Annotated in this window: 12 protein-coding genes; 1 reads left to right on the top strand and 11 read right to left on the bottom strand. The window is 45.7% G+C overall.

Annotation, left to right across the window (positions count from 1 at the left end; all coding sequences use genetic code 11):
- Nucleotides 1–6 precede the first annotated feature (6 nt).
- The 7 genes from HRU69_11525 to HRU69_11495 form a co-directional block, all read right to left on the bottom strand.
- A complete protein-coding gene (locus HRU69_11525) occupies nt 7–1,812 on the bottom strand; it encodes an alpha-amylase (protein ID QOI98077.1) in 1,806 nt (601 codons plus the stop codon).
- A gap of 93 nt (nt 1,813–1,905) precedes the next feature.
- Nucleotides 1,906–2,214, bottom strand: a complete 309-nt coding sequence (locus HRU69_11520) for a hypothetical protein (protein QOI98076.1) — start codon at nt 2,212–2,214, stop codon at nt 1,906–1,908.
- A 9-nt stretch (nt 2,215–2,223) separates the two neighbouring features.
- Nucleotides 2,224–3,105, bottom strand: coding sequence for a sugar phosphate isomerase/epimerase (locus HRU69_11515; GenBank protein QOI98075.1), 882 nt, complete (start codon nt 3,103–3,105; stop codon nt 2,224–2,226).
- Nucleotides 3,106–3,116: 11 nt separating this feature from the next.
- Nucleotides 3,117–3,542, bottom strand: a complete 426-nt coding sequence (locus tag HRU69_11510) for a hypothetical protein (GenBank protein QOI98074.1) — start codon at nt 3,540–3,542, stop codon at nt 3,117–3,119.
- Nucleotides 3,543–3,550: 8 nt separating this feature from the next.
- Entirely contained in the window at nt 3,551–3,913 is a 363-nt protein-coding gene (locus HRU69_11505; protein QOI98073.1) for a cytochrome C552, read from the bottom strand.
- 20 nt (nt 3,914–3,933) lie between these two features.
- On the bottom strand, nt 3,934–4,986 hold the full coding sequence (locus HRU69_11500; protein QOI98072.1) for a sugar phosphate isomerase/epimerase: 1,053 nt from the start codon (nt 4,984–4,986) through the stop codon (nt 3,934–3,936).
- Nucleotides 4,983–6,140 carry a Gfo/Idh/MocA family oxidoreductase gene (locus tag HRU69_11495; protein ID QOI98071.1) on the bottom strand — a complete coding sequence of 386 codons (1,158 nt, stop codon included), beginning with the start codon at nt 6,138–6,140 and terminating at the stop codon, nt 4,983–4,985. The genes HRU69_11500 and HRU69_11495 overlap by 4 nt, the downstream gene beginning before the upstream one ends.
- Before the next feature lie 135 nt (nt 6,141–6,275).
- Here HRU69_11495 and HRU69_11490 point away from each other — a divergent pair, with 135 nt between their 5' ends.
- A complete protein-coding gene (locus HRU69_11490) occupies nt 6,276–7,514 on the top strand; it encodes a nucleoside permease (GenBank protein ID QOI98070.1) in 1,239 nt (412 codons plus the stop codon).
- Nucleotides 7,515–7,539: 25 nt separating this feature from the next.
- On the opposite strand, the gene HRU69_11485 is transcribed toward HRU69_11490, so the two are convergent.
- From HRU69_11485 to HRU69_11470, 4 genes are all read right to left on the bottom strand, one after another.
- On the bottom strand, nt 7,540–8,178 hold the full coding sequence (locus tag HRU69_11485; protein ID QOI98069.1) for a gluconate 2-dehydrogenase subunit 3 family protein: 639 nt from the start codon (nt 8,176–8,178) through the stop codon (nt 7,540–7,542).
- Between the two features lie 18 nt (nt 8,179–8,196).
- Nucleotides 8,197–9,897, bottom strand: a complete 1,701-nt coding sequence (locus HRU69_11480; GenBank protein QOI98068.1) for a GMC family oxidoreductase — start codon at nt 9,895–9,897, stop codon at nt 8,197–8,199.
- A 77-nt stretch (nt 9,898–9,974) separates the two neighbouring features.
- Nucleotides 9,975–10,958: a carbohydrate kinase family protein gene (locus HRU69_11475; protein ID QOI98067.1), complete on the bottom strand. Its 984-nt coding sequence runs from the start codon at nt 10,956–10,958 to the stop codon at nt 9,975–9,977.
- 37 nt (nt 10,959–10,995) lie between these two features.
- Complete coding sequence (locus tag HRU69_11470) at nt 10,996–11,910, bottom strand: ROK family protein (GenBank protein ID QOI98066.1); 915 nt, start codon at nt 11,908–11,910, stop codon at nt 10,996–10,998.
- Between the last annotated feature and the right edge of the window lie 2 nt (nt 11,911–11,912).

Here is an 11,912-nt window from a genome sequence, read left to right as displayed (position 1 = left end):
TAATAACTATTTTATTTTGAGAATTAAAGCTCCGTAAGGATTTAAACGAACACGTACAGACAGATTTTCATCAATGCCTGTTTCAACTTCGCGCCAAAGTATATCGCGGGCCACATAGGTATTTCCTTTTTGCAATCCCATTTGCTCAGCCACCGTTTCAGGAATAGTAATAGTTACATCGGCCGGTTTTGACCGGAAGCTGGACAGTATGAGCAATCGCTCATCACCATGCCAACGAACAAACGCATGGATGTCATCGCTAATTTGTTTTCGTTCAAGATTATGGCGGGTTAAATCGGCATAGTTGCCCATAGCAATAGCCTCCGATTGCCCTGCGAGATTGAGCAAATTCATATAAAACTGACGCAACTGTTTTTGCTCTTCGGAAAGCAACCCACCATCGAACAGGCCGTTGTTCATCCACTTTTGATGCTCCGGCACACCCCAATAGTCCATTTTAGATGTTGTACCGGGCTGCTCCAGGGTTTGGTGCCCCGGGTCGCCATCGGCAGGTTCGCCTACTTCCTGGCCAAAGTAGATCATTACCGGGCCGCTGTCGATAAGGGCACTGATAACCATGGCCGGCACGGCTTTCCACGGATCACCGGCAAAATATTTTGACGCTATCCGTTGCTCATCATGATTTTCCAGGAAGTGAAGCATGTGCTTATTGATACCAGAAAGAGATTCCTGAATCGGGTGAATTTCGGAAGTAGAACCATCGCCACGGATAAGCCTTCGGAGTGTATCATACAACTGCACCTTATCATAAAGAAAATCAAACCGGCCCGTATGGATGAAACTTCGGTACAACGATGGGTTATAGATTTCCGCAATAAAAATCAAATTGTTATTAACAGCTTTTACCTGCGGGATTACCCAACTCCAAAACTCAACGGGTACCATTTCGGCAATGTCGCAACGGAAGCCGTCAACCTTTTTATTTGCCCAAAAAAGCAAGATGTCGCGCATTTTAAGCCAGGTGTCGGGTAAGGGGTCAAAATAGTTTTGACCACCTCCCTGAATATCCACACCATAATTCAACTTGGCTGCTTCAAACCAGTCGGTTATTGAAGGCTGGGCCACAAACTTATCATTGCCGGTGGCTTTTGCCGGATTTTCTTCAAACATTCCGTCTTTGGTTGGAAATTCATTTTCCGGGCCCAGCGGATCATATCCTTGAGGTACTTTAAAGGTTTGGCCAGGTAAGTAGTAAAAGTTATTAGAAGGCTTAAAAGCAACGGTTTTATCGTCATCCTCGCCAAAATCGCGAACACCCCGTGGTTTTGCATCGGATTTATACCCGCGAGCCACGTGGTTGGGTACAAAATCAATAAGCACTTTTAAGCCATGTGCATGGGTGCGCTCAACAAGCGCTTCAAATTCCTTCATTCGGTTTGGCACCTGAACCGCCAGATCGGGATTTACATCGTAGTAATCTTTAATGGAATAAGGTGAACCGGCCCGGCCCTTTACCACATCGGCATCGTCAAGCGTAATGCCGTAAGCAGTGTAATCAGTAAGCAACGCATGCTCGATAATACCGGTGTACCAGATGTGGGTAACACCTAATTCTTTCAATCCCTTCAGTGCGTTAGCATTAATATCGTTAAACCTACCCACACCATTCTCTTCAATCGTTCCGTATTTTTTGTTGGCAGTTACTTTGTTACCAAAAAGCCGGGTCATCATCTGGTAGATGACTATTTTTTTTTTGGATTCGGCAACAGGTAGCACGTCAGGAATCTTTTCGGTTGTACGGGAACACGCAAAAGTTAAAATTATCAGTATCAACAGGTAATTGCGGAACATGGTTAAAGATATGAGAATCCGTGCCCATCGCAAAAACGTATTTTAGCAGGAGTCACAGCGGAAAAAGAAACAGGTTGCGCAAACGATTGAAAATTATCGTATCCGATAAGATCGGACAAGATAAAACACCAGTATGATAACACATACCACAATACCCGCAAAACCATTTATGCGCAAACCAGTGCTGACTCCGTATCGCCACCCCAGGTATAAACTATAACTACCAAAAACACCCAGTAACGTAAAGAGTATAACACGTGGGAAATAATTGAAAAGGGCTAAAATGCAAACAACTGCCATGCTTCCGAAAATGAGTATCCACGCAACGGGTTCCGGGGCATTTACCTGCAGCGAGGCAATAACCAAAAAAGCTACAGCCAGCAGAAAATTGAGAAGGCGCATGTGCACATATTACACGATTTCTTTCAGATAGTTGTAGTTATTTTTAACACTTTCCAGCGAAGAGACATCGTAAGTTTCCTGTTCTACAAAAAAATGTTTTAGACCTGATTGCTGCCTTAGTTTAAAAATTTCAGCAAAATTTATGGAGCCGGTGCCCAAGTCGGCATTTTTGGTTGGATCATCCTTGTGCATATCCTTAACATGCCAAAGTTCAAAGCGGCCCGGGTGCCTGGCAAAATAATCGGCCGGTGAAAAACCTGCACGCACAATCCAGTAAAGATCAAGTTCCATGCTCACCAATGTCGGATCAAGTTCGGCAAGCATTACATCATACGGTACTTCGTTGTTGATAGCCACAAACTCAAAATCATGATTATGATACCCCATCTTAATACCATAGCTTTTACAAACTTCGGCTCCCTTATTTATCAATTCACAAAGTTCCTTGTATTGGTCGATGGTCTCACGCTCCTCTTTAAAGAGGTAGGCAATAATCATGTACTCCTGCCCGGCCGATTTGGCATCGGCCACGGCCTGTTCCCAGCCTGAGCGCAAGTTACCGGATGACTGCAAATTAAAGCCAGACATGTAATGGCCGCTTACCGTTTTCAAGCCGAGGTCATTCGTTATTTTAACATACTCGTTAAAAGGCTGGCCAAATATTTTACCGTCACCATACGAAAAGGTCTCCATTTCGGTATAACCAATATCAGCCACCGCTTTAAGCGTTCCCTGGAGGTCTTTCAAAATAACATCGCGCAAGGTGTACAACTGTAACCCTAAAGTTTTTTTGTTTTCTTGCTTTGCCGGTTTGCAACCCAGTAAAGAGGGCATCAGTAAACTTCCGGTGGCTGCAACTGCCGAGTGTTGGATAAATTTCCTGCGTTTCATAAGGTAAGTAATTATCGTGTTCGTATCCAGTCGTATGCTTCCTGTTCGTCAGAAAAAACTTCAAGTTGCACCTGGTGCGTTTTATACTTTTCGGCAGCCTGCAGTTTAAATTTTTCCATGGGGTAATCGGCAAAGATGTCCTCGCCAAGAATAACGGCATGAATTTTTACACCGGCTTTATTAAAGAGTAAATCTTCCCAAACCTCCGAAAACCATTTTTCGGTTTCTTCATCCACCTCACCAAGGAGTTGGGTATCGGCCAGCCAGGCCAAATTAGCGTATGACTTACTCAGTTCAACATACCGTTGCTGTATGGCCACCAATGTTTCACGGAAGATAGTGCCCGGCAATGGCTTTTTCCAACGATGCTTCAGTACAGGCAGAGAGTCATCGAGTTCGCAGGCTACATACTCATTATCGAAAATCTGAAGGATCATCCTTCAACTCATTTCTTTTCGGCTTCGCCATCAAGTGATAATACATAACGTGCCATATTCTCGGCATCGGTAACTGAAAGATCCGGATGAGGAGTCATTGGCACATCGCCCCAAACCCCACTACCTCCTTTGATGATGCGCTCAGCCATCAGCTTTACATTTTCCTGTGTAAACTCATATTTTTTTGCCACATCCAGATGTGATGGCCCGATGATTTTATTTACCTGGTGGTGGCAGGTTTTACAGTCGCTTGCATTAACCAATTGCTCGCCCTTTTTAATTAACTCGGCTGATGAAGTTATGGTTTCAGTTTCAGTTGCATTTCCGGTTTCTTTTCCGCCTCCGCCACAGGATAAAAGAAGGACGGACATCAAAAGAATTTTAAGCTTATTCATAATCCTAGTATTTTCTTGTTCAATTTGCTGTTTTTTTGTGTAGCGGCAAAATCATCAAAAGCTTTATCGGTAACGCGGATGATGTGGTCTTTAATAAACCGGGCTCCTTCGGTCGCTCCCTGTTCCGGATGTTTTATGCAACATTCCCATTCAAGCACGGCCCATCCGGGATAACCATACTGGGCCAGCTTTGAAAAGATTTTTTTAAAATTCACTTGCCCATCGCCCAGCGACCGGAATCGCCCCGGGCGCTCACGCCAGTCGAGGTAGCCGCCATATACTCCACATTTGCCTGTAGGATTATACTCGGCATCTTTAACGTGAAACATTTTAATAAAACTGTGGTAATGATCAATGTACTGAATGTAGTCGAGTTGTTGCAGGATAAAGTGGCTGGGATCGTAAAGCAAATTAACACGGTTGTGTTTTCCGGTTGCTTCCCAAAAGCGCTCAAAGGTAATGCCATCGTGCAGATCTTCGCCCGCATGCACTTCAAAGCACAAATCAACTCCGTATTTATCGAAGTGATTCAAAATCGGAAGCCACCGTTTTGCTAATTCCTTAAAGCCATCTTCAACTAACCCCATTGAACGCTGCGGCCAGGGGTACACCGTATGCCACAACAATGAACCGGAAAATGTTACGCAGACATTAATGCCGAGATTGCGGCTGGCCTTAGCGGCAAGTTTTAATTGATCCACCGCCCAAGCCTGGCGGGCTTTGGGGTTATTGCGCACCGATGTGGGCGCGAATCCATCAAATAATTGATCATACGCAGGGTGAACCGCTACCAACTGCCCCTGCAGATGAGTTGAAAGCTCTGTAATTTCAACACCATAGCTTCGAACGGTTTCTTTATACTCATCGGCAAAGTCTTTACTTTCGGCAACCTTTTTCAGATTAATGCAACGCGCATCAACTGTCGGAATCTGTACTCCGATAAATCCCAACGAAGCGGCCCACCGGCAAATGCTCTCCATTTTATTAAAGGGAGGTTTAGCGCCCATAAATTGGGCAAGAAACAAAGCAGGACCTTTAATGGTCGTCATAGTTTTATGGGTACCCATTTTTGCTTTTGCTTTGATGACTTAACACAGGCTTCGATAAAGGCCATTCCGCGCAGGCCGTCTTCCACATCAGGAAAATCGTATTTCGCAGGATCGATTTTCTTTCCCGGCTTAAAATCGTTTACGGCTCTGGCAAATGATTGGTACAGGTTGGCAAATGCTTCGAGGTAACCTTCGGGATGACCTGATGGAGTGCGCGTATTGAGTTTTGCAGCCTCTGAAACATATCCCATTCCGGTACGATAAATTTCCCGTGGTTTGTCGGGCCACTTTAAAACAAGCGTGTTGGGCTCTTCCTGCCGCCACTCCAAACCACCTTTCTCACCGTAAACACGGATAACTAAATTATTCTCTTCACCTGCAGCAACCTGGGTGGCAATTAAAACACCCGAAGCGCCATTATCGAAGTTGATGAGCATGGAGGCATCATCATCAAGTACACGGCCCTTTACGATAGCCCGTAGATCGGCACACAACCCGGTAATAAATGATCCGGTAATATACTCAGCCAGATTTGCCGCATGGGTGCCGATATCGCCAATGGCACCACCCAATCCTGAAAACTTTGGATCCGACCGCCACGAAGCCTGTTTTTGACCGGTCTTTTCAACAGGTTGGGCAAGCCATCCCTGTGTATATTCTACATACACTTTCCGGATTTTACCGAACACACCGCTATTTACCAATCGCCTGGCTTCCTTTATCATCGGGTAACCCGTGTAGGTATGGGTAAGGGCCAGGATCAGCCCTGTTTTCTTGACCACCTTTACCAATTGCCTTGCTTCTGATGTAGAAAGGCACAACGGTTTATCTACGATAACATGGAAACCATTTTCAAGCGCCATCCTGGCCGGATCGAAATGCAGGTGGTTAGGTGTTACGATAGAAACAGCCTCCATCCGTTTTTCGGCCGGAAGTTTCTTTTCAGCATGAATCATTTCAGCATAAGTTGGATAAACCCTGTTCTCACTAAGAAAAAGTGCTTTACCCGTTTCCAGGGATGTCTTGGGATTGCTGCTAAAAGATCCACAAACCAATTCAAGGGTCCCATCCAACGCGGCAGCCTTACGGTGTACGGCACCAATAAATGCACCATGACCCCCTCCTATCATACCCATGCGGATTTTTCGGTTCATGCACAATCAGATTTTAATGATGACAATATATTTAAAAGAATAGAATATGACATCGGATTTTTTGTGCAAACGATTGCAATAAGACACTTGCAATACGATAAAATTCAGCAGATATTAAGGAAAACTTAAACCTGTATGTCTGCACCATCCTTACTTGTTCCGCGCCTTAGCGCCATGATGTTTTTTCAGTTCTTCATCTGGGGCGCATGGTACACTACCGTAGCTGTTTACATGACTGAGTTGGGCATGACCAACCTTACCCACTGGCCCTACACGGTTAACCCGATTGCCGCTATTGTAGCACCGTTTTTCCTTGGCCTGATAGCCGACCGTTACTTTGCAACCGAAAAGGTTTTAGGTGTACTTCACATCCTGGGCGGAATCATCATGTTTATTGTGCCGCAAGCCAGTCAGTCGCCCACCTTGTTTATCATTTTGTTACTCGCTTACAACTTATGTTATATGCCCACCCTGGGGTTGGCCAACTCGCTTGCCTTTCATAACATTACCGATCAGGAAAACCAGTTTCCGGTAATCCGAGTGTTTGGAACCATCGGGTGGATTGTAGCCGGGTTATTCATCAGTTTTGTTCTGGGTAAATTAATTAATGGCGTTGCTGAAAAAACAGCGCTTCCGCTTTATACTACGGCCGCTGCCTCCATACTTCTTGGCTTCTATAGTTTTTCGCTTCCACATACACCTCCAAAAGGAGCCGGAGAAAAAGTATCCCTTCGCAGCATCGCGGGTATTGATGCATTTAAAGCCCTGGGCAGTAAACCATTTTATATTTTCCTGCTTTGCTCGTTTCTGATATGCATCCCCCTGGCCGCATACTATAATTATACCCAGATTTATCTTGGTGCGAGCGGATTCACCAACATTGCCGGTACGCAAACGCTGGGGCAAATGAGTGAAGTTATATTCATGCTGCTAATGCCTCTTTTTTTCGCCAGGCTGGGAGTAAAATGGATGTTGCTGGTGGGTATGTTCGCTTGGGTGCTGCGTTACAGTTTGTTTGCACTGGGTGCACCTGAAAGTATCCACTGGATGATTATAGTGGGCATAGCGCTTCATGGTATTTGTTATGATTTTTTCTTTGTAACCGGCCAGATTTATGTTGATAAAAAGTCAACTGAAAAAATTCGAGGGCAGGCACAGGGTTTCCTGGTACTTGTAACATACGGAGTGGGCATGCTGATTGGGGCGCAGATTGCCGGTGCCCTGTATAACAGTTTCCTGGGAACCGCTACCGCACTAAGCCCTGAGCAGTGGAAACAATTCTGGTGGATACCGGCAGGATTTGCTGCCTTTGTTATCGTAATCTTTGCTCTTTTATTCCAGGATAAAGTTGATAAAGAAGCAAAAGCGCACTGAATGCTTTTTTAAAAACCGCTACCTCTTATTCAGCCCAGGCTTTATCGCCTTTGGCATACGGAAACTCGCCATCGTAACGGCCGGGTACAGGTATATGCCGGAGTGTTTCTGTCATGCCGGTTTCGGAAGTAAAGAAACCAAGCAGGGTAAGTTGCTTAATCATGGTATAGTAATGACTGGGGGATCCTTCAAATTCGGTTTGATCTTTCCAGGCGAGTGTACTGTTTTGCTGATTATGAGCTTCGCGTTTTGGTTTATCTTCTTCGTCACGCTTCTGGTTGTATACCTTTGCTTCTTTTTCCAGAGTAATTAAAAACTCCTTCCGTTGGGCTTCATCGCAATCCATAAAGCTTTTGCCGTGCATTTTATTGCAGGCTTCCTGTAAGGAAACCAGCCCTTCCATAAAAGCGGCCTGTTGGCGCTCGGTGTAACAGTCGGTTACATAAACCTGCATAAATTCGCCCACCTGGGCGGCTTTGGCACCCGGTGTTTGCGTAGCCGGAATAATGGTTTCGCCTACTTCATTCAGCAACGCAATATTGTCCGGACTGAATCCCGCCTCTGGCTTACCGGATTGTTTACAACCCATCAGGAAAAAGTCTCCGCCTACCACAGCCGCACCGGTAACCAGTGCAATTCGCTTTAAAAGATCTCTTCTATCCATACACTAAGCAGGTTAAAATTAAAGATTACGTTTTTTAAGTTCAGCAACCGCGTAGTCGGCTGCCCGGGCGGTCAACGCCATATAGGTTAATGATGGGTTAACACACGAGGCACTGGTCATGCAGGCTCCGTCTGTAACAAACACATTCGGTGCATCCCACACCTGATTGTACTTGTTAAGCACCGAGGTTTTCGGATCGCGACCCATGCGTGCAGTTCCCATTTCGTGGATGCCCATACCCACGGCATAGCCGTGATCATAGGTCTCCACATCCTTTACACCGCTTACTTCAAGCATCTCTTTGGCATCGTTCATCATATCGATGCGCATCTTCTTTTCGTTTTCCTTTATTTCCACATCGAAGGCCAATACCGGTAATCCCCATTTGTCTTTCGTATTTTTATCAAGCGTTACTTTGTTTTCGTGGTACGGCAGCATTTCACCAAAGGCGGTAATGCCTATTTGCCAGTCATCAGTTGGTACACTTAACGCATCTTTTAAGTCGGCACCTATAGTAAATTCAGCCACCTCAACACCACGGCCTCTTCCGGCTCCGCCCTGGTAACCAAATCCGCGCAGGTAATCGCGTTTATCGCCAAAAATATTCCTGAATCGTGGTATATAAATTCCTGTAGGCCTTCTTCCGTACTCGTACTTATCGCTAAACCCTTCAACCCGGCCTTTGGCACCGGCTCTGAAATGATGGTCCATTACGTTATGACCGAGTTCACCACTGCTGCTGCCTAAACCATCAGGCCACACCTCCGTGGCTGAGTTCATGAGCACCCATGTAGAGTTTAACGCGGAAGCGCAAACAAAAACGATTTTAGCATAGAACTCATAGGTTTGATTGGTTTCAGCATCAAGCACTTCAACCCCGGTGGCCCGTTTCTTGTCTTTATCGTAAAGAATTTTTGTTACGATTGAAAATGGCCGGAGAGTAAGGTTCCCCGTTTTCATCGCAGCAGGTAACGTAGCCGATTGAGTACTAAAGTAACCACCAAACGGGCAACCACGCCAGCAGCGGTTACGGTACTGACAATTTATCCTGTCGTAGTGTGGTTGCGTTAAGTTTGCACTGCGTCCGATAATCAGGTGGCGTTTGCCTTTATAGTATTCTGCCAGGCGCTTCTTTACCTCCTTCTCCACACAGTTAAGCTCCATCGGAGGCATAAAATCCCCATCGGGCAATACGTCTAAACCATCTTTATTACCCTGGATGCCTGCAAACTTTTCGGCATAACTGTACCATGGAGCAATATCTTCATAACGGATAGGCCAATCAACCGCAATACCTTCCCTGGCATTGGCTTCGAAGTCCCACTTGTTTAGCCGATAACTCTGGCGACCCCACATTAGAGAACGGCCTCCGACATGATATCCGCGATACCAGTCAAATCGCTTAATCTCAGTATACGGGCACTCCTTATCTTTTACCCACATATCGAGCACGGTTTCATTTAATGGGTAATCGCGCTTAAGCACGGGATAATCCTTTATCATTTGCTGGGTCCTACGGCCGCGGTGAGGAAACTCCCAGAGTTCTTTATTGGCGTTTACATAATCTTTAATGTGCTCAATGTTTCTGCCGCGCTCAAGCATGATGGTTTTAAGTCCCTTTTCGGTGAGTTCTTTGGCGGCCCAACCTCCGCTAATACCCGACCCAATTACGATGGCATCGTAGGTATTTTGATTTTCGGCATTAATGTTCAAATTCATAAGTGGCAAATTGACGGTAGTGTGCTCTGATAAAAGTAATGCTTTTAGGGTATTGTGGCGTAATTGAATAGCTGAATTTATTTAACCGGCACCTGCACATATCCTTGCCGGATGATTTGCATAGTTTCGGCAAGCGGCTTAAAAACTCCGAATGTTTTTCCTTGTGTACGCAAGGCGCCTAAAGCATTCGCAAAGCGGGCCGCACCCAGGTAATCCTTCCGCTTTTGCAGCAAGCCAAAGCCAAGGCCCCCGGCAAAGGAATCGCCACAACCCGTTGTATCAATAACATGATTAACCGTTATGGCAGGTACCAATTCTTCGCGCAAACGTTTGCGCTCAATAAAATAGACAAGGCATCCTCTGGAATCCAGGGTGATGTAAACACACTTAACTCCTTTGTCCAGGCAATGTACAGCAAACGCCCGAAGTTCATCCCTGTCAGGCTGCCGGCCAGCCAGATCAGTCGATTCATACTCCTTTTTAAACCAGGAAGCCTGCGCTTCTTCAAGGTTCATTTTCAGTACATCGATGTAGGGTAGCCACTGGTCCCGATCTATCCAGAATTTTCGCTGACGTTCGCCATTGAATAAACAGGCGGTGGTTGGGCCGTGAGCATCAAATATAATCAGGCCTTTGCTTTTCGCTTTAAGATACCTGAGTGTTTCAAGGGATACTTCGTAATCGCTAATAGGCACAAAAACAAAAACCTGACAATTCAATAATTTTTTCATGTCAGCCGGCACGATCGGATCCATGAACCCGGTTTGGCGCTCAAGCCGGTTATTTATGTCTATAAACTTCAGGCTTATAATGTCGCCCTGATCGTTTCTGGCGGTAATGTGATTAAGGTTTATTCCGAGGTAGCCCTTAAATACTTCTTTTACATTGTCAACATCAACTTGGCGAACATGACTGACCGGAATAATTTCAATTTTTCCACCAGCCAGCACCGACAAGGCGATGACCGGATGGGCGACACACCCCCACTTTTGTATCAGGTCACCGGTATGGGTAACAATATGGTCACGGGGGATGGGTCCAACTACGGCTATGCGTTTCATGTCATCAATCCATATGGACTTTTAAATATACATTAATCTAAAACTGACCTAAAAATGCGGCCCCAAAAACTCCAGCGCTGTCGCCAAGTTTCGGCTTCAACACGGGAGTTTCCAGGCGGTTATTAAACAGGTGCCTGCGCAAGGAGTCAACACCTGCCGTATAAATTGCATCGATATTACCAACACCACCTCCGATTACCACAACATCGGGGTCAAGGATATTCAATACAACACTAAGGCCCAGGCCAAAAAAATGAGTTAATCGCTGCATGGTTTGAACCGCAGCCTCGTCTGTGCCGGTTTGCGAAAGAATGTAAATCTCTTTTAAGGTCTTTTTTAAGCCGGTAAGGTTTTGATAAAAACTTTCCAAGGAAGGCCCGGCCAAAATCTTTTCAACACAACCCGATTTACCGCAATAACAAGGCCCGCCTGATTCATCTAAAAAATTATGGCCCCATTCGCCTGCAATGCCGTGGAGGCCGTTTAGCACTTTGCCATTCACAACAATGCCTCCCCCCACTCCGGTACCGATTATTACCCCAAATACTACCTCAGCCTGTGGAAGAACCTCGTGTACTACTCCCATTTTTGTTTCAGCCAGGGCAAAACAATTGGCATCGTTGGCCATCAATACCGAAAGTTGCAACCGGTTTTCCAAATCATCTTTAAGCGGTTTGTCATTCAGTTTCACCGAGTTACTGTTTTTAAGCAACCGTGTGGCCGGGTCGATGGTGCCCGGTGTGCCGATGCCAATCCGTGCGGGAGCAAATCCGGCATGGCGTTTCATGTCATTTACAAGGGCATCGATTTGATTAATTACATGATCATATCCTTTTTCCGCTTCGGTAGGTAAACGATTTCGATAAACGACTACCGGATTGTCAGCCGATTCCAGAATTACACCTTCAATTTTTGTTCCTCCAAGGTCAATGCCCCAAAGCTGCCGGTTCATGC

This window comes from Flammeovirgaceae bacterium, from assembly GCA_015180985.1.
GTDB lineage: Bacteria > Bacteroidota > Bacteroidia > Cytophagales > Cyclobacteriaceae > UBA2336.
This window is presented reverse-complemented; position numbering and strand designations above follow the sequence as displayed.